At 72.5% G+C, this 21,297-nt stretch carries 23 protein-coding genes and 1 pseudogene; 15 read left to right on the top strand and 9 right to left on the bottom strand.

Features of this window, described 5'->3' with window-relative positions; all coding sequences use genetic code 11:
- The 8 genes and pseudogenes from AB0917_RS04825 to AB0917_RS04790 all read left to right on the top strand — a co-directional run.
- Nucleotides 1–402 (top strand): annotated as a pseudogene (locus AB0917_RS04825) (hypothetical protein); the annotation flags it as partial.
- Nucleotides 399–821 (top strand): roadblock/LC7 domain-containing protein, encoded by a 423-nt coding sequence (locus tag AB0917_RS04820; RefSeq protein WP_366818018.1) that lies wholly within the window; start codon nucleotides 399–401, stop codon nucleotides 819–821. The pseudogene AB0917_RS04825 and the gene AB0917_RS04820, both read left to right, overlap by 4 nt.
- Nucleotides 818–1,189, top strand: a complete 372-nt coding sequence (locus tag AB0917_RS04815; protein WP_366818017.1) for a DUF742 domain-containing protein — start codon at nucleotides 818–820, stop codon at nucleotides 1,187–1,189. The genes AB0917_RS04820 and AB0917_RS04815 overlap by 4 nt, the downstream gene beginning before the upstream one ends.
- Nucleotides 1,170–1,814: an ATP/GTP-binding protein gene (locus AB0917_RS04810; protein WP_366818016.1), complete on the top strand. Its 645-nt coding sequence runs from the start codon at nucleotides 1,170–1,172 to the stop codon at nucleotides 1,812–1,814. Before AB0917_RS04815 ends, AB0917_RS04810 begins: the two co-directional genes overlap by 20 nt.
- Nucleotides 1,811–3,073 carry a cytochrome P450 gene (locus AB0917_RS04805; RefSeq protein WP_366818015.1) on the top strand — a complete coding sequence of 421 codons (1,263 nt, stop codon included), beginning with the start codon at nucleotides 1,811–1,813 and terminating at the stop codon, nucleotides 3,071–3,073. Before AB0917_RS04810 ends, AB0917_RS04805 begins: the two co-directional genes overlap by 4 nt.
- A complete protein-coding gene (locus AB0917_RS04800; RefSeq protein WP_366818014.1) occupies nucleotides 3,070–4,299 on the top strand; it encodes a cytochrome P450 in 1,230 nt (409 codons plus the stop codon). The genes AB0917_RS04805 and AB0917_RS04800 overlap by 4 nt, the downstream gene beginning before the upstream one ends.
- A gap of 98 nt (nucleotides 4,300–4,397) precedes the next feature.
- Nucleotides 4,398–5,516, top strand: coding sequence for a phosphoserine transaminase (gene serC / locus AB0917_RS04795; RefSeq protein WP_366818013.1), 1,119 nt, complete (start codon nucleotides 4,398–4,400; stop codon nucleotides 5,514–5,516).
- A gap of 170 nt (nucleotides 5,517–5,686) precedes the next feature.
- Nucleotides 5,687–5,815, top strand: a complete 129-nt coding sequence (locus tag AB0917_RS04790; RefSeq protein WP_366818030.1) for a hypothetical protein — start codon at nucleotides 5,687–5,689, stop codon at nucleotides 5,813–5,815.
- Between the two features lie 13 nt (nucleotides 5,816–5,828).
- Here the strand turns inward: AB0917_RS04790 and AB0917_RS04785 are convergent, their stop codons facing one another.
- From AB0917_RS04785 to AB0917_RS04770, 4 genes are read right to left on the bottom strand one after another with little or no spacing between them, the layout of a single operon-like run.
- On the bottom strand, nucleotides 5,829–6,242 hold the full coding sequence (locus AB0917_RS04785) for a DUF4259 domain-containing protein (RefSeq protein ID WP_366818012.1): 414 nt from the start codon (nucleotides 6,240–6,242) through the stop codon (nucleotides 5,829–5,831).
- A 27-nt stretch (nucleotides 6,243–6,269) separates the two neighbouring features.
- A complete protein-coding gene (locus AB0917_RS04780; protein ID WP_366818011.1) occupies nucleotides 6,270–6,980 on the bottom strand; it encodes a class I SAM-dependent methyltransferase in 711 nt (236 codons plus the stop codon).
- Nucleotides 6,981–7,034: 54 nt separating this feature from the next.
- Complete coding sequence (locus AB0917_RS04775; RefSeq protein ID WP_366818010.1) at nucleotides 7,035–7,913, bottom strand: ABC transporter permease; 879 nt, start codon at nucleotides 7,911–7,913, stop codon at nucleotides 7,035–7,037.
- Nucleotides 7,910–8,977 carry an ATP-binding cassette domain-containing protein gene (locus AB0917_RS04770; protein WP_366818009.1) on the bottom strand — a complete coding sequence of 356 codons (1,068 nt, stop codon included), beginning with the start codon at nucleotides 8,975–8,977 and terminating at the stop codon, nucleotides 7,910–7,912. Before AB0917_RS04770 ends, AB0917_RS04775 begins: the two co-directional genes overlap by 4 nt.
- Nucleotides 8,978–9,126: 149 nt before the next feature.
- On the opposite strand from AB0917_RS04770, the gene AB0917_RS04765 reads away from it, so the two are divergent.
- Both AB0917_RS04765 and AB0917_RS04760 read left to right on the top strand, forming a co-directional pair.
- Nucleotides 9,127–9,939, top strand: a complete 813-nt coding sequence (locus AB0917_RS04765; protein WP_366818008.1) for a TetR/AcrR family transcriptional regulator — start codon at nucleotides 9,127–9,129, stop codon at nucleotides 9,937–9,939.
- A gap of 65 nt (nucleotides 9,940–10,004) precedes the next feature.
- Nucleotides 10,005–10,406, top strand: coding sequence for a PPOX class F420-dependent oxidoreductase (locus tag AB0917_RS04760; protein WP_366818007.1), 402 nt, complete (start codon nucleotides 10,005–10,007; stop codon nucleotides 10,404–10,406).
- Between the two features lie 230 nt (nucleotides 10,407–10,636).
- Here AB0917_RS04760 and AB0917_RS04755 read toward each other — a convergent pair whose 3' ends face one another.
- Nucleotides 10,637–11,671: a WD40 repeat domain-containing protein gene (locus tag AB0917_RS04755; RefSeq protein WP_366818029.1), complete on the bottom strand. Its 1,035-nt coding sequence runs from the start codon at nucleotides 11,669–11,671 to the stop codon at nucleotides 10,637–10,639.
- A 112-nt stretch (nucleotides 11,672–11,783) separates the two neighbouring features.
- Here AB0917_RS04755 and AB0917_RS04750 point away from each other — a divergent pair, with 112 nt between their 5' ends.
- Nucleotides 11,784–12,488, top strand: coding sequence for a GDSL-type esterase/lipase family protein (locus AB0917_RS04750; protein ID WP_366818006.1), 705 nt, complete (start codon nucleotides 11,784–11,786; stop codon nucleotides 12,486–12,488).
- A gap of 315 nt (nucleotides 12,489–12,803) precedes the next feature.
- Here AB0917_RS04750 and AB0917_RS04745 read toward each other — a convergent pair whose 3' ends face one another.
- The gene (locus tag AB0917_RS04745; RefSeq protein ID WP_366818005.1) at nucleotides 12,804–14,432 is read right to left on the bottom strand and encodes a right-handed parallel beta-helix repeat-containing protein; all 1,629 of its coding nucleotides are present in this window, start codon (nucleotides 14,430–14,432) and stop codon (nucleotides 12,804–12,806) included.
- Between the two features lie 587 nt (nucleotides 14,433–15,019).
- Here AB0917_RS04745 and AB0917_RS04740 point away from each other — a divergent pair.
- Nucleotides 15,020–15,325, top strand: coding sequence for a hypothetical protein (locus AB0917_RS04740; RefSeq protein WP_366818004.1), 306 nt, complete (start codon nucleotides 15,020–15,022; stop codon nucleotides 15,323–15,325).
- Between the two features lie 25 nt (nucleotides 15,326–15,350).
- Here the strand turns inward: AB0917_RS04740 and AB0917_RS04735 are convergent, their stop codons facing one another.
- Entirely contained in the window at nucleotides 15,351–15,992 is a 642-nt protein-coding gene (locus AB0917_RS04735; RefSeq protein WP_366818003.1) for a TetR/AcrR family transcriptional regulator, read from the bottom strand.
- A gap of 361 nt (nucleotides 15,993–16,353) precedes the next feature.
- On the opposite strand from AB0917_RS04735, the gene AB0917_RS04730 reads away from it, so the two are divergent.
- Nucleotides 16,354–16,605 carry a hypothetical protein gene (locus tag AB0917_RS04730; RefSeq protein WP_366818002.1) on the top strand — a complete coding sequence of 84 codons (252 nt, stop codon included), beginning with the start codon at nucleotides 16,354–16,356 and terminating at the stop codon, nucleotides 16,603–16,605.
- Here AB0917_RS04730 and AB0917_RS04725 read toward each other — a convergent pair.
- Nucleotides 16,577–17,092 (bottom strand): MarR family transcriptional regulator, encoded by a 516-nt coding sequence (locus AB0917_RS04725; protein WP_366818028.1) that lies wholly within the window; start codon nucleotides 17,090–17,092, stop codon nucleotides 16,577–16,579. The two genes, AB0917_RS04730 and AB0917_RS04725, sit on opposite strands and share 29 nt — an antisense overlap.
- 106 nt (nucleotides 17,093–17,198) lie before the next feature.
- On the opposite strand from AB0917_RS04725, the gene AB0917_RS04720 reads away from it, so the two are divergent.
- Nucleotides 17,199–18,131, top strand: a complete 933-nt coding sequence (locus AB0917_RS04720) for an EamA family transporter (RefSeq protein WP_366818001.1) — start codon at nucleotides 17,199–17,201, stop codon at nucleotides 18,129–18,131.
- Here the strand turns inward: AB0917_RS04720 and AB0917_RS04715 are convergent.
- Entirely contained in the window at nucleotides 18,115–20,514 is a 2,400-nt protein-coding gene (locus AB0917_RS04715) for a glycoside hydrolase family 3 N-terminal domain-containing protein (protein WP_366818026.1), read from the bottom strand. The two genes, AB0917_RS04720 and AB0917_RS04715, sit on opposite strands and share 17 nt — an antisense overlap.
- A gap of 181 nt (nucleotides 20,515–20,695) precedes the next feature.
- Here AB0917_RS04715 and AB0917_RS04710 point away from each other — a divergent pair, with 181 nt between their 5' ends.
- Nucleotides 20,696–21,295, top strand: coding sequence for a TetR/AcrR family transcriptional regulator (locus AB0917_RS04710; RefSeq protein ID WP_366818000.1), 600 nt, complete (start codon nucleotides 20,696–20,698; stop codon nucleotides 21,293–21,295).
- Nucleotides 21,296–21,297: the final 2 nt, after the last annotated feature.

Below are 21,297 nucleotides of genomic sequence, written 5' to 3'. Positions count from 1 at the left end.
GGCGCAGGCGGGGCCAGCAAGGGTTGCCTGGTGTACCGCACCGATGCAGGGGCGACGGGAAGACCCGGGCAGCCCGGGCAACCGGGGGCGGCCGGCTCCACCGGCGCCGAGCCCTCCGGGGGCTCCGACGGCTCCGCCCGCTCCGCGCCCCCGACCCCGGCGGTGGAGTCGGAGTCCGAATCCACCGGCACCGTCCCCGCGTTCGGCGAGAGCGGCCTGCCCAAGCGCCGCCGCGGCCGCACGCTGGCCGCCGCCGAGTCCCGTACCGGCAACGCCACCCCCGGCGGAGCCGACAACCCCCAGGCCCGTACCACCGACCCGAAGGTCCAGGCCGCGCGCTTCAGCACCTTCAGCCGGGCCGTACGTGCCAACTCCCCGCACCCGGAAGGCAACACCCGATGACCGCGACCACCGACGAGAAGCTCAACTGGCTGCTGGAGGGGCTGCTCGACCGCACCCCCGGCACCCGCCACGCCCTCGTCCTGTCCCGCGACGGCCTCAAGCTGTGCCGCACCCCCGAGCTCTCGATCGACCAGGCCGACCAGCTGGCCGCGATCTCCGCCGGTATCCAGAGCCTCTCGCACGGCGCGTCCATCGAGTTCGGTGACGGCACCGGCGGCGTACGCTCCGCGATGGCCGAGTTCTACGGCGGCGTGCTGTTCATCGTCGAGGCGGGCGCCGGCGCACACCTGGCCGTCGTCGCCGACGAGGACTCCGACGTGGGCCTGGTGGGCCACAACATGAGCGAGCTCGTCGAGCAGCTCGGCGAACACCTCGTCGCCCCGCCGCGCTCACCCGTGGCAGAGAGCTCGGCCGTATGACGACGGCACCCCGCCCGCGTCCGGGCCGCGACGACGATCCGGACCGGCTGTACACCCTCACCGGGGGGCGCAGCCGGTCCGACTCGGCCGCCTTCGACCTGGTGACCCTCGTCGTCGCCGAGTGCGACCCGGCCCCCGGCATGCAGTCCGAGCACGTCGCGATCCTGCGGATGTGCCAGGGCCCCACCGCCGTCGTCGAGATCTCCGCGACCCTGAACCTGCCGGTCAGCATCGTCCGCATCATGCTGTGCGACCTGCTGGACACCGGCCGGATCAGCGCCCGCCACCCCCGTACCGCCCGTGTCGCGGACCGGCTCCCCGACCCCGACATCCTGGAACAGGTGCTCGTTGGACTCCGCAACCTCTGACCGCGCCGCCCTGAGCGCGACGACCGACAACGGACTGAAGATCGTTGTCGTCGGCGGCTTCGGGGTCGGCAAGACCACCATGGTCCGATCCGTGAGCGAGATCCGTCCGCTCAACACGGAGGAGACCATGACCCGCGCGGGCGAGGCCGTCGACCACCTCGACGGCGTACAGGCCAAGACGTCCACCACCGTGGCGTTCGACTTCGGCCGCATCACGCTCGACGCACGCTCGGTGCTGTACCTCTTCGGCGCGCCCGGACAGGAGCGGTTCTGGTTCCTGTGGGACCGGCTGTTCTCCGGCACGCTCGGCGCGGTCGTCCTGGTGGACACCCGCCGGCTCGCCGACTCCTGGTACGCCATCGACCGCCTGGAGCACCACGGCACGCCGTTCATCGTGGCGTGCAACGACTTCGGCGGCCCGCTCCACAGCGAGCAGCAGATCCGCGAGGCGCTGGACCTCGCGGACGACGTGCCGCTGGTGGAGTGCGACGCCCGCGACCGGTCCTCCAGCAAGTACGTGCTCATCACGCTCGTCGAGCACCTGGCCGCGCTCTCCGCCGCCCGCCTCCACGCCCCCGAAGCGGCGCTGGCGACGGCTGCCCCGACCCCGGAGCCCGCCCCGTGACCACCATCTCCGGCTGCCCCGTCACCCACGGGTCCGTACCCCTGTCCGGGCCCCGCTTCCAGAGCGACCCCGTCCAGCTCTACCGGGACATGCGGCGCGACCACGGCGCCGTCGCCCCGGTCGTGCTCGACGGCGACGTGCCCGCCTGGCTCGTCCTCGGCTACCGCGAGCTGCACCAGGTCACCGGCGACCCGGCCCTCTTCAGCCGGGACTCCGACCTGTGGAACCAGTGGGAGCGCATCCCCGACGACTGGCCGCTGCTGCCGATGATCGGCCGTAAGCAGCCCTCGATCCTCTACACGGTCGGCGAACGCCACAGCGTCCGCGCGATGATGATCAGCAACGCGCTGGAGGGCGTCGACCCGTTCTCCCTGAAGCGGTACGCGGAGGAGTTCGCCGACGAGCTGATCGACCGGTTCTGCACCAAGGGCTCGGTCGACATCATCGCGGAGTACGCCAAGCTGCTGCCCGCCCTGGTGCTGGCCAGGATCTACGGCTTCTCCGACGAGGAGGCCCACCCCCTGGTCGGCGCGATCAACGACATGATCGACGGCCGGGAGCGGGCGCTCGCCGGGCAGCAGCACCTGGCGACCTCGATGTTCCAGCTGCTGGCCGACAAGCACGCCGCGCCCGGTGACGACGTCGCCAGCCGGATGATCGCGGACACCGGCGGCTTCACCGACGAGGAGATCGCCCAGGACCTCATGGTGATGATGGCGGCCGGGCACCAGCCGACCGCCGACTGGATGGGCAACTCGCTGCGCCTGATGCTCACCGACGACCGGTTCGCCGCCTCGCTCTCGGGCGGCCGGCACAGCGTCGCCGAAGCCATGAACGAGGTCCTCTGGGAGGACACCCCGACACAGAACGTGGCCGGCCGCTGGGCCACCCGCGACACCCACCTCGGCGGCCGCCACGTCCGCACCGGTGACCTGCTGCTCCTGGGCCTCGCCGCCGCCAACGGGGACCCGCAGGTGCGGACCGACGGTTCGGCGCTGACCGGCGGCAACAACGCCTTCCTCTCCTTCGGCCACGGCGAGCACCGCTGCCCCTTCCCGGCCCAGGAGACCGCCGAGGTCATCGCCCGTACCGGCATCGAGGTCCTGCTGGACCGGCTGCCGGACGTGGACCTGGCCGTCTCCGCCGAGCAGCTCACCCGCCGCCCGTCGCCGTGGCTGCGCGGTCTGACGGATCTGCCGGTGCTCTTCACTCCCACGCCCGCCCTCGGCAGACCCGCAAGCCTCGGAGGCCCCGCATGACCCGCATCGCGCTCGATCCGTTCGTCACCGACCTCGACGGCGAGAGCGCCGCGCTGCGGGCGGCCGGACCACTGGCGGAGGTGGAGCTGCCGGGCGGTGTACACGTGTACGCGGTCACCCGCCACGCCGAGGCGCGCGCGCTGCTCACCGACAGCCGGGTGGTCAAGGACATCAACGTCTGGAACGCCTGGCAGCGCGGCGAGATACCGATGGACTGGCCGCTGATCGGCCTGGCCAACCCGGGCCGCTCGATGCTGACGGTCGACGGGGCCGACCACCGCCGTCTCCGTACGCTGGTGGCCCAGGCGCTCACGGTGAAGCGGGTGGAGCGGCTGCGCGCCGGGATCGAGGCGCTGACGAACGCGAGCCTGGAGAGGCTGGCGGCCCTCCCGGCCGGGCAGCCGGTGGACCTGAAGGCCGAGTTCGCCTACCCGCTCCCCATGAACGTCATCAGCGAGCTGATGGGCGTGGACGCGGCGGACCACCCGCGCCTCAAGGAGCTGTTCGAGAAGTTCTTCTCGACGCAGACGCCGCCGGAGGAGGTCCCGCAGATGATGGCGGACCTCGGGACCCTCTTCACCAAGATCGTCGACGACAAGCGGGCCGACCCGGGCGACGACCTCACCAGCGCCCTGATCGCGGCCTCCGAGAACGGTGACCACCTCACCGACGAGGAGATCGTCAACACGCTGCAACTGATCATCGCCGCCGGGCACGAGACCACCATCAGCCTGATCGTCAACGTGGTCGAGGCGCTCCAGACCCACCCCGAGCAGCGCGAGAAGGTGCTGAACGGGGAGATCGGGTGGGAGGGCGTGATCGAGGAGACGCTGCGCTGGAACACCCCGACCTCGCACGTCCTGATCCGCTTCGCCACGGAGGACATCGAGGTCGGCGACAAGATCCTCCCGAAGGGCGAGGGCCTGATCGTCTCGTTCGGGGCGCTGGGCCGCGACGAGGAGCAGTACGGCCCGACGGCGGGCGAGTTCGACGCCACCCGCACCCCCAACCGCCACATCGCCTTCGGCCACGGCCCGCACGTCTGCCCGGGTGCGGCGCTCTCCCGCCTGGAGGCGGGGATCGCGCTCCCGGCCCTCTACGAGCGGTTCCCGGAACTGGAACTGGCGGTACCGGCCTCCGAGCTGCGCAACAAGCCGATCGTGACCCAGAACGACCTGCACGAGCTGCCGGTGGAGCTGGGCTGCCCCTTCGGCCACGACGCCTGATCTCCGGCCTGCGGACCGGCGCCCACGGGTCGGAGCGCGCGTCTCACCGGACGGACACGGTTGCTGAGCCGTACCACCGAGGGACTACGCTCCGACTCGTGGCCGACATCCAGATTCCCGCTGACATCAAGCCCGCCGACGGACGCTTCGGCGCCGGTCCTTCCAAGGTGCGGACGGAGGCGCTCGACGCGCTGGCCGCCACCGGAACCTCTCTCCTCGGTACGTCCCACCGCCAGGCCCCGGTCAAGAACCTGGTCGGCGAGGTACGCGACGGTGTACGCAGCCTCTTCTCCCTCCCCGAGGGTTACGAGGTCATCCTCGGCAACGGCGGCTCCACCGCCTTCTGGGACATCGCGACGCACGGTCTGATCGAGGCGAAGTCCCAGCACCTGAACTTCGGTGAGTTCTCCTCCAAGTTCGCCAAGGCCGCGAAGCTCGCGCCCTGGCTGTCCGACCCCACCGTCATCGCCTCCGACCCCGGCACCCACCCGGACCCGCGGGCCGAGGCGGGCGTCGACGTCTACGCCTTCACCCACAACGAGACCTCGACGGGTGTCGCGGCCCCGGTCAAGCGCGTCGCGGGCGCCGACGAGGGCTCCCTCGTCCTGGTGGACGCCACCTCCGGCGCGGGCGGCCTGCCGGTCGACATCACCGAGTCCGACGTCTACTACTTCGCCCCGCAGAAGTCCTTCGCCTCCGACGGCGGCCTGTGGATCGGCGTGTTCTCCCCGGCCGCCCTGGAGCGCGCCGCCCGGATCCACGCCTCGGGCCGGCACATCCCGGAGTTCTTCTCGCTGCCGACGGCGATCGACAACTCCCTCAAGAACCAGACGTACAACACCCCGGCGCTGGCCACCCTCTTCCTGCTGAACGAGCAGCTGAAGTGGATGAACACCCAGGGCGGCCTGGACTTCACCACCGGCCGCACGGCCGCCTCCTCGGGCCACCTCTACGGCTGGGCCGACGAGTCCAAGTACGCGACCCCGTTCGTCACGGACCCGGCGCAGCGCTCGCAGGTCATCGGCACGATCGACTTCGCGGACGAGATCGACGCGGCGGCCGTCGCCAAGGTGCTGCGCGCCAACGGCATCGTGGACACCGAGCCGTACCGCAAGCTGGGCCGCAACCAGCTGCGCGTGGCGATGTTCCCGGCGATCGACCCGGCGGACGTACAGGCGCTGACGGCGTGCGTCGACTACGTGATCGAGAAGCTGTAGCCCTTCCCTGTTCGTAGCGCTGTACGGCAGTACGGCTCGGCTTTACGGCTGTACGGCTCGGCTGTACGGAGACGGTCCGGCACCCACGCGGTGTGCCGGGCCGTTTCCGCTTCACCCGACCGGGTGGCCTATGCCGACAGCGCCGTACTCGCCTGTCCCGCCCTACGATGATGCCCGCCGGCTACGACCGCCACGAGGTGTACGCCCCGGGTCAGGAGGCCCCGCTGCCCGCCTCCATCGGCGCCGAGGTCACCCTCGATGTCGCCGAGCTGGTGCGGGCGGGCCGCCCGAAACGCTGAGGGCGGGGGCCGCTCACTCCCCCGGGGCCGCCGCCAGCACCGCGCGCAGGGCGGCTATCCCCGCGAGCCACTCCGCCTCCGCCCCGGCATCCGCCCACAGGTCCAGCGGCTCCGCGTTCGCGCCGGTGAGGCGGTCCAGGGCCCGGACCGCCAGGGAGCGCAGGTCGGCGGGGAGCGGGGGCAGCGGGTCCTTGGGGCCGTACGCGGTGGTGACGGGCTCCCCGCCGGGGCACTGGGCGGCTACCAGAGCGGCCGCCGCCACCGCCTCCTCGCCGCTGTCGAGATAGTCCTGCGGGGAGGTGTCGGCGGCGGCGGCCAGGGCCGCCCGGAGCACGTCCGCCTTCTTCTCCGGCTCCGCGTCGTCGACCCGCCCGCCGAAGTCGGCCGCGGTGTCGTTGTCGAAGTGGCCGATGTCCCAGGCGCCCATGGGGTCCCCCTCAATCCGTCGTGCTGCTCAATCCGTCGTGCTGGTGTCCCCATCGTCACAGCCACCACTGACAATCGGCCTCCGCGCCAGTACGAACCCCTGCGGCGCCCGCTCCGGGAACGGCCCCTCCGTCTCCCGCTCCTTCCACAGCACGGTCCGCACCTCCAGTCCCGCCGCCCGCAGCAGTGCGGCCATCCGCTCCGGCTGCCGCCGGTGGAAGACGAGCGAGACCTCGTGGCCCAGCCCCTCGGTCAGCCGCAACGGCTCGTCCCCGGCCTGGAAGCCGAGCTGTACGGGGGCGCCCGGGGCCAGGACGCGGTGGAACTCGGCGAAGGCGCGCGGCAGTTCCTCGTCCGGGACGTGGATGGTCGAGTACCAGGCGAGCAGGCCGCCCAGGGAGCCGTCCGGCACGTCCAGGCCGAGCATGGAGCCCTCCTCGAAGCGCAGACCGGGGTGCTCCTCCCGCGCCACGGCCAGCATGCCCGGGGAGAGGTCGATCCCGAACACGTCCAGTCCCAGGCCGAGTCCGTGCAGATGTGCCGTCACCCGGCCGGTCCCGCACCCCACGTCGGCGACGGGGAGTCCGTGCGCGGCGGCCAGCTCGGCGAAGGCGGCGACCACGGACCGCTCCACCGGCTTCGCCGCCAACTCCTCGCGGGAGAAGGCGGCGTAGTCGGGGGCCATGGTGTCGTAGGAGGTGCGGGTGGCGCGCAGAAAGGCGGGTTCGCGTTCGGTCATGGGTGGGACCTTAGACGTACTGCCCCGAGGCGCCTCCCACCCGCCCGGACCGCCTCACCTGCCCAGCATCCGGAACCGGCGCACCGCCAGCGGCAGGAAGACCAGCGTGATCACCACCGGCCACACCACGGCCATCAGCAGGGCGTTCTCCTCCACCCAGGTCCCGCCGCCGGCCACCGGGTTGCCGAACAGTTCACGGGTGGCGGTCGCGGTCGAGGAGATGGGGTTCCAGGCGGCGACGGTGCCCAGCCAGTCCGGCATCAGGGACGGGGCGACGAAGGTGCTGGAGATCATCGTGAGCGGGAAGGCGACCGCGTACAGCCCGCCCGCCGCCTCCGGTGTGGGGACCAGCAGGCCCAGCCAGACACCCACCCAGATCAGGCTGAACCGCAGCAGCAGGAGCAGCCCGAACGCCCCGAGGGCGGCCATCACCCCGCCGCCCGCGCGCCAGCCGATGAGCAGGGCGGTGAGGGCCAGGATGGCCAGTTCGGCGGCGGCCACCACCAGGTCGGCCGTCCCGCGCCCGGAGGCGAAGGCGGAGGGGGCCATCGGCATGGACCGGAACCGGTCGACGACCCCCTTGCCGGCGTCGGTGACGACGGCCACGGCGGTGTTCATGAACCCCATGGCCATGGTCATCGCGAACATGCCGGGCATCAGGAACTCCCGGTAGTCGCCGCCTCCGGGCACCTTCATGGCGCTGCCGAAGATGTACCCGTACAGCAGGACGGAGAGGATCGGGAAGCCGAGCTGCCAGACGATGGCGGAGGGCTGGCGCTGGTAGTGGGTGAGGGTGCGGCGGGTGATGTTCCAGCAGTCGGAGACCGCCCAGTAGGCGAGGCCGTGTTCACGGACCGGTCCGGTGGGTGCCGGTGCCGGTGCCGGTGCCGGTTCCGGTGCTGTCGGTACGGGGTTCCGTTCGAGCGTGCTCATGCCGCCGCCACCTCCCGCGCCGAGTCCTGGGCCGTGTCGTGCGCCGGGTCCTGGGCGGTGTCGTGGTCCGCGCCTTGGTCCTCGCCGTGGTCCGCACCGTGTCCCGTCAGCCGCAGGAAGACGTCGTCCAGGCTCGGCCGGCGCAGCCCGATGTCCTCCACCGCGATCCCGTCGTCCTGGAGGCTCCGGGCCACCTCGGTGAGCGCGGCCACCCGGTCGGCGACCTGGGTGTGCACCCGGCGGGTGGCGGCGTCGGTGACGACGAGCCCGCCCCCGGCCACCCGGCCGACGGCCCGCGCCACCGCCGCCAGGTCGCCCCCGTCCGCGGCGACGACCTCGATCCGGTCGCCGCCGACGCGGTTCTTCAGCGCGTCCGGGGTGTCGTCGGCGATGGCCCGCCCCCGGTCGATGACGGTGATGTGGGAGGCCAGCTTGTCCGCCTCGTCCAGGTACTGCGTGGTGAGCAGCACCGTCGTGCCGCCAGCGACCAGGGCCCGTACCGCGTCCCAGACCTCGCCCCGGCCGCGCGGGTCGAGCCCGGTCGTCGGTTCGTCCAGGAAGAGCACGTCGGGCGAGAGGATCATCGAGGAGGCGAGGTCGAGCCGGCGCCGCATGCCGCCGCTGTACTCCTTGGCGCTCCGGTCGGCCGCCTCGCCCAGGTCGAACCGGTCCAGCAGCTCCGCGGCGCGCTGCCGGGCCCCGCGGTTGCCGAGGTGGAAGAGGCGCCCGAACATCTCCAGGTTCTGCCGCCCGGTGAGGCCCTCGTCGACGGCGGCGTACTGACCGGCGAGCCCGATCCTGCTCCGTACGCGGCGGGGTTCGCGCCCCACGTCGAGCCCGGCCACCTCGGCCCGGCCCCCGTCGTACCGCAGGAGGGTCGCGAGGACCCGTACGGCGGTGGTCTTCCCGGCGCCGTTCGGGCCGAGCAGACCGTGGACGGTGCCGGGGCGGACGGTGAGGTCGAATCCGTCGAGCGCCCGCTTCTCCACCCCGCCCTTCCCCCGCGCCCGGTACCGCTTGACGACCCCCTCGGCGAACACCGCGTACCCGGACGTGGACCTCACGCCTGTTCCGCGCATGGACATGGCACAACCCCCTGCTTCTCCGACTGACCCGAGAGCGAACTGGGTACACCGTACCCGATGATGAGTACGCTGTACCCAGATGAGAGTACGGCGTACCCACATCCTCTCCGGCGCATTACGCTGCCCCCATGGCGAAAGACGGATCGACAGCGGCGGCGACGGACGGCACCACGACCGGGAGCGGCGACATCGCGCGCAGCCTGGAACTCCTGTGGGGCACCGGAGAACGCCCCAGCCGCGGCCCCAAACCGGGCCTCACGCTGGACCGGATCGTCACCGCGGGCATCGCCGTCGCGGACGCGGAAGGGCTCTCCGCCGTCTCCATGCGCCGGCTCTCCACCGAGCTCGGCACGGGCACGATGTCGCTCTACCGGTACGTCCCCGGCAAGGCCGAACTCCTGGACCTGATGCTCGACCGGGTGCTGGGCGAACCCCTGTCCGCCGAGCCCGGCCGCCCCGCCGCCGACCACCCCGTACCGGACGACTGGCGGGTGGCGATCGACGCCATGGCCCGGACCTACCTGGACAACCTGCGCCGCCACCCCTGGCTGCTGAAGATCAACCAGGCCCGTACGGTGCTCGGCCCCAGCGCCCTGCGCGGCCTGGAGCTCTCGCTCGCCGCGCTGCGCTCGATGAACCTGCGCGACCCCGAGCTGATCGGCGTGATCATCACGGTCAACAGCTTCGTGGAGGGCCTCGCCCGCACCCAGGGGGACGCGGCGGAGGCGGTGGCGCAGACCGGGCTCAACGACGAGGAGTTCTGGGAGAGCCAGCGCCCCTACCTGGAGCGGGCCATGCTCAGCGGCGCGTACCCGATGATGGCGGGGATGTCCGAGGACACCTTCAGCGCCGACTTCGACCACTTCGCGTTCGGGCTCCAGCGGCTGATCGCCGGTTTCGAGGCCCTGGTGGCGGAACGTACAGCAGAAGCGGAAGGATGACCGGACGGCGGAACGTACGGCGGAGCGGACATGACAGCGCGCCCGGCCCGTGCCCCAATGGAGGTATGGACGCCAGCCAGGAACTCGCTCGTTTCGTGAAGCAGTACACCGTCCTGCTGAGCACCCACCGGCAGGACGGCACGTCCGTCGGCACGCCCGTCAACATCGCCGTCGAGGGCGATCACGCCTTCATCCGTACGTTCTCCTCGGCCTGGAAGGTCGAGCGGATGCGCAACCACCCGAAGGTGGAGCTAGCCCCCTGCACGGTCCGGGGCGTACCCACGGGACCGAAGATCAGCGCCCACGCACGGCTGCTGCGGCCGGGCACGAAGGAGAACACGCACGCGGCGCGGATGCTGTCGCGGAAGTACCCGGTCGTGCAGGGGCTGCTCGTCCCGCTGGTGCACCGGATCAAGCGGGACAGGACGCTGCACTACCAGGTGTGGCCGGTGACGAACGGCGGGTGAGGGACGGCGGGCGACGGACGGCGTGTGAGGGACGGCGGGTGAGGGACGGTCGCGGGGGGCGCGGCAGTACGTGACCCGGCGTCCGGGCCCCGACCGGGCCGTCCCGGGCCGCTACCGGGCCCTCCCCAGCCACGCCCCCGTGCGGGCCCCTCCCGTCACGCCCGCACGGGCGCTCCCCATCCACGCCCCGCACGAGCCCCCATCACGCCCCCCACGCGGGCGCTTGCCCGCTACCCCCGCCCCCGCCGCCTCAACGCGAACCACAGGGCCCCCACCCCGATGATGATCACCGCACCGAGCCCCACGCTGCCCTTGCCGTCGTCCCCCTGGTCGCCGCCCGCCCCCTCGTCCCCCTCGGCCGGGCTGCCGCCCCCCGAAGGCTTCCCCTGCTCCTGGCCCCCCGTGCCGGCCCCCGGCTTGCCGCCCCCCTCGACCTCCACGCGTACGACACCGCTGCGCACGCCCTCGGAGCCGAACATCAGGGCCGAGCCGTCCGCCGTGTACGTCACCGACTCCGCCTGCCGCTGGAACGGCGCGGCGATCGACCGGCTCTCGCCGAGGCGGCCGTCCTCGAAGTCGTACACGCGGGCGCTGAAGTACGAGCGCAGCACCAGCGAGCCCCCGTCGGGCGAGAAGGCCCCGTCCGTCACCCACGGCACCTCCCCCACCCGCCGGAACGTGTTCGTGGCCCCGGTGGTGAGCTCCGCGGGGCCTTCGTAGAGGCCGCCGCCGTCCTCGTTCTTGGAGGCGATGTAGACGCGTCCGGTCCTGGGGTGGACCATCAGCGCCTCGGCGTTGCGGGCGCCGTCGGCGTACTTCACGTCGTACTGGGTGGCGGTGACGGTGGCGTCGCGAAGCGTCTTGGGCTCGGGGAAGCGGTAGATCCAGACATGGGACCAGGTCCCGTCCAGGTTGTCCCCGATGTCACCGACGTAGATGTCACCGTCGGGCCCGATCGAGATGGCCTCCACATCACGCGGCTCCCCGATGCCCCGCATGGTGATGGTCGCGACGGTCTTCCCGGTGCGGGAGTCGACGGCGAAGACGTAGGGGCCGTCGTCGCTGTCGTTGTGCGTCCAGTAGACGCCGGGGTGCAGACGGCTGGCGGCGAGGCCGCTGGACTCGGTGATGCGGGGGTCCTCGATCGTGAAGTCACGGTCGGGCTCCCCGTCGGCGGCGACGGCGGGGCAGGCGGCCCCCAGGAGCAGCAGGAGGGCTGCGGCGGGGACGGCGAGACCTGCCGAACGGCTCGGATACGGACGCATGGCCCAAGTGTCCCCCGTCACGGCGCCGTCCACCGTCGGTCCGGGGACCGCGGCCACCACCGTGTCCATCGTCACGTCGCAGGCCACAGCCGTGATCGGCCATGATGACGCCATGCGTTTTCTTCCGGTCGGCGACTCCATGACCATCGGCGCCACCGGCGACTTCACCTGGCGCTACCGGATGTGGCAGCACCTGGAGGCGGTCTGGCCGACCCCGTACGAGATCGTCGGGCCGCGCACGACGCTGTACGACCCCGAGGCGAACGCCCCGCTCTCCCACGCGTACGCCGACCCGTCCTTCCCGCCCGACGCGCGCCGGCACCTGGCGGGCTGGGGCGAGGGGTGGCTGCACATGGCCCCGGTGATCGCGGACGCGGTGCGCGAGGCGGAGGCGGACGTGCTGCTGGTCTCGCTCGGCCTGATAGACCTCGGGTTCTACACGGACAGCGAGCAGACGGCCGCCAACGCCCGCGCGTTCATCACGGCGGCCCGCACGGCCAACCCGCACCTGCGGATGGTGCTGCTCCCGGTGATACCCAACGTCCGGGCCGAGACGGACGCCCCCTTCGCCGCCTCCTGCGCCCGCTTCAACGAACTCCTCGCCAAGGCCGTCGCCGACCTGGACACCCCGTCCTCCCCGCTCCTGCTGGCCTCGCGCCCGCCGGGCTACGACATCCACACGGACACATACGACGGCACCCACCCGGGCCCGACCGGCGAACACCTCCTGGCCGCCGCCTTCGCCGACGCGATGCACCAGGCGTGGGGGCTGGGCGGCCCGTACGCACGGCACCGGGCGGCGCCGGTATCGGTATGAGGTGCCGAGGACGTCCACCGGCCCGAGGCACCCGTCGGCCACCGGCCCGGGGGCATCCTTCCGACCACCAGCCCGAAGCACGCCCGGTCACCGGCCGAGGCGCCCTCGGTCCACCAGCCTGAGGCACCCGCCAAACCACCGATCTGAGGCACCCCCGGCCACCAGCCCCACCGGACGCACGGCCCCTGGACCGACACACCGCACGGGGCCCGGACCGCCGCCACCCCACACCGAGGCCTCGGACTGCTACCCCGCACGGGCCCCCGGCCCGCCACCCCGCCCGGGACAGGGGCGGCCGGCCCCAGGCCCCTCGCCTCAGCCGAGGTTGCCGGTGGCCACGGTCCCCGTGCCCTGGTCGCGGATGGCGGTGGTCCAGTTGCGCAGGTCGTTGCCGGTGACCCAGGCCCCCTGGCTGCCGGCCATCACGCCCACCCCGGCCTCGGCGCCGCCGCCCTCACCGACGCGGGCGACGTTGCCCTGGACCGACACGTTCAGCGCGTTGCCGCCGATCCGGACCGCGTAGCTCCCGGCCGAACCGCCCTTCCCCGCCCCGGTGATCCGGTTGTCGCGGACTGCGGCTTCGGAGGAGGCCACCGCGATGCCGTTGTGGGACGCGCCGAGCACGGTGTTCTGGGCGATGAGGGCCTCGGTCGACTCGGTGTCGACACCGATGCCGTCACCGTGGATGTCCGACAGGTGGTTGCCGGTGATCACGGCGTGCGGGGAGCGCTGTATCTGGATGCCCTGGCAGTTCCCGCCGGACGGGTGGCCGGTCGTGGCGACGACGTTGCCGGTGATCGACGCCCCGTCCGTCCGGCCGACGTAGATCCCGGTCTCGCCGTTCGTGGCGCGAATGAGGTTGCCGCTGACGACCACCGAACTGTTGCGCCCGGATGACGTGTTGGAGACGACGATCCCGCCGCCGGAGCCCGCGCCGCGAATCGTGTTGCCGGTGACGGAGATGTCCTGGAGCGGGGTGCCCGAACCGGAGCCGACGTGGATGCCGGTGATCGCCGCCGAGTCGATCGTGTTGTCGGCGATGACGGACTGCTGCCAGTCGGTGGCGCGGACGCCGTAGGCACCGCTGCTCTCCACCCGGTTGCCCAGCACGCGGATGTTCCGGTGCGACCGCCGGTGCGAGGCGGGCGCACCGGCGGGTGCCACGTAGTGGTCTCCGCAGAGCGCGTCGTACGGGGCGGTGGTGGGCAGGGAGTTGCGCATCACGCACCCGGTGATCAGGACGTCCACGCAGGGGGTGCCGTCGAAGGCGGGGGCGGGCAGGTTGGCGGCGCTGGTCGCGGCGGTGATCTGCACGGCCTCGAGCCGGTTCGGCACGGCCGGAGTACCGGTCCCGGCGTACACACCGTCGAAGAGGCAGTCGACGATCCGGGCCCGCCGCACGGCGTTGAGTTCGATCGCGTGCGCCTGGGGGACGTCGAGGACGGTCGCGTCCCGGACGGTGAACCCGTCGGCGTGCGTGAACACGAAGGCGGGGCACGTGGAGGTGAACTGGCTGCCACGCATGTCCCACGTACCGCCGAAGACGGATATGTTCCCGGCGCCCTCGTACGCGTCGACGGCGGGCATGCCGCTCGTGTAGTTCTTGACGAGGGCCGAGGTGTTGCCCGTACGGAACAGCCGCGCCCCGTGGGCCTGCACGGTCATGCCGGGCCCGAGCAGCAGGGACTCCCCGAGCGCGTACGAGCCGGGCGGCACCAGCAGGGTCGCCCCGCCGCCGGGTACGGCCCGCGCGAGGGTCAACGCGTAGCGGAACGCGGCGGTGTCGTCGGTTGCACCGTCCCCGACCGCGCCGTAGGCCCGCACGTCGAAGACGACCACGGCCGGAAGCGGCTCGGCGGCGGCCGGTCCGGCGGCCAGCACCTGCGCGGCGCCGACACCGCCGAGGAGTCCGCCGGTGGCCAGCATCAGGGCGCGTCTGTCCATGGTTCGTTCGTCCTTCGGTAGGCGGAGGGCCGCAGAGGGTCAGGGGCCGCCACCACCGCTGCCGCCGAAGGGACTCCCGTCCGGGGGCGTTCCGGACTCGCGGGGCTCCTCACCTCTGCTGCGGCAGTTCCGCCGTACCCGCGCGGTCCAGGGTCTGCGACGCATCCTGCCACAGGGCGCCCCACCGCCCCGGGCCCTTTCACCAACGCGTGCACCGCTGCCCCGCCGGCCCACGGACCAGCCGTCACACGGGCGGGCCGGCCTGCCCGGACGACGGCTCCCACCGAGAAGGAGCCCCGCCCCGCCTCCTCGCCCGGAAGAGGCTGGTGGCCACCGGCACCCCGCCGTCAGGCCCCGGGTCGTGCACGGTGCCGGAACCAACGAGGTCGAACCCGCTCTCATCCAGCAGCTTCGCCCACACCGTCGGCTCCAGGACCCACCGCTGCATGGTGCCGGGGCTGCCGTCAGGCATACGGGTCGGGATGTCGGCGGGGGAGGACGAGGACGAAGTCACGCCCCCTATCCTGGCCCGCCCGCCGCAACCACAGCCCACGACCTGCCCGGGAGGCCCCGTCCATTCTGCGGACATGATCCGTCCCGTCGAACTCGTCATATTCGACTGCGACGGGGTGCTGGTCGACAGCGAGCGCATCGCCGTGCGCGTGGATGCCCTCGCCCTGGCCCAGTCGGGGTGGAAGCTCACCGAAGCCGCGATCGTCGACCGGTTCATGGGCCGCTCGAGCCAGGCGATGACGAAGGAGATCGAGGCCCACCTCGGGCACAGCCTGCCGGCCGACGGGGAGAAGGAGTTCGAGCCGCACCACCTCGAAGGCCCCGGCACCGTCGTCTTCGACGACATGCGCGCCCTGCCCGGCCTCCTCGCCGGCCGGTGACCGGCCTCGCACCGCCTCGGCCCCCTCACCCCACCCGCTGCGACCCCAGCATCGTCAGTGCGAGCTCCGTCAGTTCGCCGGAGACCTCCTCGGGACGGGCCCGGCGGGAGCGGCGGGTGTGGTGGGCCATCAGTTCGTGGACCGTGCCGACCATCACCATGACGTCGACGCGGTGGTCCCTGTCCTCCGCCTCCCCCCTCTCCACCGCCCGCTCGGCCTCACCGGCCAGGAACTCCGTCCACAGCGCCCGCCAGAGCTTGCAGTGCTCGTCCACCACCGCGCTCACGCCCAGCACCTCCACGAAGGTCACGCGCGCCTCGCGCGGGTCCCGGGTGACGGACCCCACGTACGCGTCGAAGAGGCGCCGGACCCGTTCCGCGATCGAGCACTCGTCGATGCCCTCGGAGAGCAGGGCGGCCTCCGCGGCCCGCAGGCCGATGGTGGTGACCCGGTTGTGCAGGGCGATCAGGAGCCCCTCCCGCGTCCCGTACTCCTGCCGGAGCACCTCGGGGGTGACCCCGGCCGCCTCGCACAGGTCCGTCTCGGACGTCTCCCGGTAGCCGATGACCCCGTACAGCTCCCGTGCGGCCTCCAGCAGTTGTTCCCTCGCCTGGGTACGGGCCTGGTCACCGGGCCCCGTCCGCTGAACCGCCCAGCCATCAGCCACCGGTCCTCCTTCAGCGCAAGGTGCGGGAGAGGGCCTCGGCACCTCTGCACGAACCGCCGCCCCATTGTGCTCGCCCGAAGGGCCAACGGAGTGCCGCGCCACACCCGTACGGCTCAACGCCGTCACGCCGAAACGCTTCTTCTTCTTGTTTTTCTCACGTTCTCCTCACGCGGAGGCCTGCCTCGGCGCTCTTCGGCCCCGCTTCAGGCCCCCGTTCGGGCCTCCTTCGGGCATTCCTCAGACCTCCTTCGGGCCTCGCTCGGGCCTCGTTCGGGCCTCCATCAGACCTTCCTCGGGCCTCCGTCGGACGCCCGTACGTCCGTACGCCCGTACACCGGAAGCCGAGTCCAGGAGCCCCCGCATGCCCGTCACCCCGCCCCTCCCCCGTACCACGCGCCAGGTCGCCCTGGCCTCCGTCCCCCAAGGGCTGCCCACCGCCGCGCACTTCGCCGTGGCCGAAGCGCCGCTTCCCGCGCCCGCGCCCGGCCAGGTTCTCGTCCGGAACCGCTTCCTCCTGGTCTTCCCCGGTCCGCGCACCCTCCTCGGCGCCGAGATCGACCGCCTCACCCGGCTCCGCGCGGACCTCACCCGCCGGGTCTACGGGGAGCCGTAGCGGGCACGCCCGGCGGCTCCACCCGCGCCAGCCACCCCGTCAGCAGCCGCTCCAGCTCCCGCGCCTCCCGCGGGTCCAGCGCGTCCAGCAGCTCCCGCTCGTTGCGCATGTGCTCGGTGAACGCCCGGTCGATCAGGGACCGGCCCTCCGGGGTCAGCGCCACCACCCGGCCCCGGCCGTCCGCCGCCGAGCGGCGCCGGGTCACCAGGCCGGCGCGCTGGAGGCGGTCGATCCGCTTGGTCATCGCCCCCGTGGTGACCATCGTGTGCGCGGCCAGCTCACCCGGTGCCCGCTCGAAGGGCTCCCCGGCCCGGCGCAGCGCGGCCAGTACGTCGAACTCACCCTCCGACAGCCCGTGCGCGCCGTAGACGGCGGTGAGGCGGGCGGTCAGGAGGTGGCCCAGGCGGTGCAGCCGGCCGATGACCGCCTGCGGGGAGGTGTCCACGTCCGGGCGCTCCCGGGCCCACTCGGCCCGGACGCGGGCCACGTGGTCGAGACCCGCGCCGGCCGGAGCGGACTCCGCCACAGCTGCGACCGGGCCGTCCGGAGCCTCATCCGGAAAATTACCTTCCATGGAAGGCACAATAGCTTCCATGGAAGGTAACCTGAAATGGTCGCTGGTCACGGCGGTGGCCCCCGTGGCCTGGGGTACGACCTACTTCGTCACGCGGGAGTACCTCCCCGAGAGCCACCCCCTGTACGGCGCCGCCTTCCGGGCGGTCCCCGCCGGACTCCTCCTCCTGGCCGTCTGCCGGAAGCTGCCGCGCGGAAGCTGGTGGTGGAAGTCCCTGGTCCTCGGCGCCCTCAACATGAGCGGCTTCTTCGCGCTCGTGTACGTGGCGGCGCAGCGCCTCCCCACCAGCCTGGCGTCGATCATCATGGCCCTCGCGCCCCTGTTCATGATGATGCTCGCCTGGCCCCTCGTCGGTGAACGGCCGGGCTGGAAGCACCTCGCCGGGGCCATGACGGGTGTCGCCGGGGTCTGCCTGATGGTGTTCACGGCGACCGGGACCGTGGACGCGGTCGGGGTGCTCGCCTCCGTGGGGGCCATGGCGATGTCCTCGTACGGTTACGTCCTGGCCAAGCGGTGGAGCGGCGAGGTGGACGTACTCGCCGCCACCAGTTGGCAGTTGCTCGGCGGCGGGCTGCTGCTCGTGCCCTGCGCCGCGCTCGTGGAAGGGGCGCCGCCCGCGCTCGACGGCCCCGCGCTCCTCGGCTTCGGCTACCTCGCCGTGGTGGCGACGGCCATCGCCTTCGCCGCCTGGTTCCTGGGGCTCAAGCACCTGCCCGCGGGGACGGTCGGCCTGCTGGGGCTGCTCAACCCCGTGACGGGCGTGCTGCTGGGGCTCCTGCTCGCCGGGGAGAGCCTCTCCGGCCGGCAGGTCCTCGGGCTCGTGCTCACGCTGTGCGGGGTGGTGCTGGGCCAGCGCGCCTCACGGACACCCGCACCACCGCCCGAGGCCCCGGAACCCCCCGAGCCCGCCGCCCCCACCGAGCGCCCCTCCCGTATCAACCCTTCACCGTGAACTCCCCCCGCAGCAGCGCCTCGTCCCGCGACGACGGACCCACCAGCAGCTCGAACCGGCCCGGCTCCACCACGCGCCGCCCCTGCGCGTCCACCAACGTGCAGGCGGCGACGGGGAGTTCGATCAGCACCTGGCGCGACTCCCCCGGAGCCAGCGCCACCTGCTCGTACGCCTTCAGCTCCTTCTCCGCCCAGGTCACCGAGGTCACCGTGTCGCTCACGTACACCTGGAGGGTCTCCAGCGCGGGCCGGGACCCGGTGTTGCCGAGCGTCACCCGGGCGCGCACCGTCTCGTGCGGTTCGACGACGGCCGTCAGGATCTCCAGGTCCGTGTACTCCACCGTGGTGTAGCTCAGCCCCTCCCCGAACGCGAACGCCGGGCTCTGCGTGAGATCCGCGTAGCGCGCGCCGTGCTGGCCGCGCACCTGGTTGTAGTACGTCGGCTGCTGGCCCGCGTGCCGGGCGAAGGAGAGCGGGAGGCGGCCGGTCGGCTCGATCAGCCCGAGCAGCAGCTCGGCCACCGCCGTACCGCCGAGCATCCCCGGGTTGGCCGCGTACACGATCGCCGCCGCGCCGAGCGCGGACGGCGGCAGCACCAGCGGCTTGGAGCTGATGACCACGACCACCAGCGGCTTGCCGGTCGCCGCCAGTGCGTCCAGCAACGCAACCTGATCGCCCACGAGTTCGAGGGTGGCCGTCGACTTGCCCTCGCCGATCAGCTCGATGCGGTCGCCGACGACGGCGACCACGTAGTCGGCGGCCTCGGCGGCGGCGACCGCCTCACCGATCAGCGCCGGGTCGGGCACGGCCGGGACGACGACCTCGGGGCGCGGCTGCCCGTCCGGGAAGAACTCCCCCTCCGGGTCCGGGCCGACGCCCAGGATGCGGGCGCCGGGCGCGTACGCCACGGTCCAGTCGGCGGGCGCCCGGTCCCGGAAGCCGTCGAGGACGGTACGGATCATGGTGCGCGGCTGCCCGTCCGGGAGCCAGTCCGCCTGCCCCGAGGAGCCCGCCCAGTCGCCCAACTGGGTCTGCGCGTCATCGGCGTTGGGACCTACGACGGCGACCGTACGGGGGCCGGAGGCCGCGGCTCGGGCCCGTCCGCCACCGCCCACCACGAGACCGTCCACACCGGAACCGCCCACACCGGGACCGTCCGCACCGGAACCGTCCGCACCGGAATCGCCCGGCTCACCCAGCGTGCCCGGCGTGCCCGGCTCGCCCGCCTCCAGGCCTCCCGCCAGCGGCAGCGTGCCGTCGTTGGTCAGCAGCACCAGCGAGCGCCGGGCCGCCTCCAGGTTGAGGGCCGCGTGCTCGGCGCTGCCGATGAACTCGGCCTGCCGGGCGGCGTCGGGGTGGCGCGGGTCTTCGAAGAGGCCGAGTTCGAACTTGAGCGTCAGGATGCGGCGTACGGCAGCGTCGATCTCGGCCTCCGTGAGCGCGCCTTCCGCCACCGCCTCCTGGGCGCCCTCGAAGAACTTCGACGTCGTCATCACCATGTCGTTGCCCGCGCGCACCGCCGCCGCCGACGCCTGCGCGTAATCGGCGTAGATCTTCTGCTCCCACACCATGCGGCCGACGTTGTCCCAGTCGGTGACCAGCGTGCCGGTGTACCCCCACTCGCCGCGCAGCACCTCGCCCAGCAGCCAGTCGTTCACGGTGATCGGCACGCCGTCCATGGACTGGTAGCCGAGCATGAACGTCCGGCAGCCCTCCTTCGCGACCCGCTCGAACGGCGGCAGGAACCACGAGCGCAGCTTGCGCCGGGAGATGTCCGCCTCACTGGCGTCGCGGCCGCCCTGGGTCTCGGAGTACCCGGCGAAGTGCTTGGCGCAGGCCAGGATCGCGGTCGGGTCGGCGAGGCCCTCTCCCTGGTAGCCGCGCACCATCGCGGAGGCCAGCTCACCGATCAGGTGCGGGTCTTCGCCGAAGGTCTCGCTCACCCGGCCCCACCGCAGGTCCCGGGTGATGCACAGGACCGGCGAGAACGTCCAGTGCACCCCGGTCGCCGCGACCTCCACCGCCGTGGCCCGCGCGATCCGCTCCACCAGGCCGGCGTCCCAGGTGGCCGCCATGCCGAGCTGCGTCGGGTAGATCGTCGCGCCCTCCCAGAAGGAGTGGCCGTGGATGCAGTCCTCCGCCACGATCAGCGGGATGCGCAGCCGGGTCTTCTCGGTGAGGGCGGCGGCCTCCAGCACCCGCTCGGGCGAGGCGTGCAGGATCGACCCCGCGTGCAGCTCCTCCACGAGGTGCCGCACGCCCTCCTTGGCGTTGAGCTGGAGCATCTGACCGACCTTCTCGGGCAGCGTCATGCGGCCCAGGAGATCGGCGACCCGGTCCGCGACGGGGAGCGCGGGGTCGAGGTACGGCGGCTGGAGGCCCACAGGAGTTCCTTTCACGACGGCACTCCGCAGTACCGTACGCTCAATACCGACCGCTTGGTAAGTATTCACAGGGGCGCGATTCCGGCCTGTGAGAATCTGGGCCGGAGCGGCGCAGCTCAGAGGCGGCGCGGAGGCGGAGCGAGAAACGAGAAAGGCGTCCGATGACAGCGGGTGAAGGCGCGTGACGTCGGGAGCGCGGCGCGGTTACGCGAAGGGCCGGGCCAAGCGGACCGAGATCCTCGACCAGGCGATGACCCTGTTCGGCGAGGCCGGTTACCGGGGCGCCTCGCTCCGCGTCATCGCCACCCGCTGCGGCATCTCCCACCCGGGGCTCCTGCACCACTTCCCGACGAAGGAGGCGCTGCTCCTCGCGGTGCTCCAGCGCCGCGACGACGTGGACGACGAGTGGCTGGCCCTGGGCGTCACCCGGGGCGTCGACCATCTGCGCCGGCTGGTGGACCTCGCGGAGCTGAACGCCAAGCGGCGCGGGATCGTCGAGCTGTTCTCGGTGGTCGCGGCGGAGGCCACCTCGCCGGACCACCCGGCCCACGCGTACTTCGAGGCCCGCTACCGGACCTCGGTCGCCAACACCGAACGCGCCTACCGCCAGGCCCGGGAGGCGGGCGAGCTGCGCGACGACGTCGAACCGTGTGCGGCCGCGCAGCAGTTGATCGCCCTGATGGACGGCCTCCAGATCCAGTGGCTGATCAGCGACTGCGCGACGGACATGGCGGGGGTCCTACGGGCCCACGTCCAGGCGCAGTTGACCGTGGATTTCTGAAT

The organism is Streptomyces sp. NPDC007346 (assembly GCF_040703535.1).
Classification (GTDB): domain Bacteria; phylum Actinomycetota; class Actinomycetes; order Streptomycetales; family Streptomycetaceae; genus Streptomyces.
The sequence above is the reverse complement of the archived record's forward strand: the minus strand, read 5'-3'. Positions and strand labels throughout refer to the sequence as shown.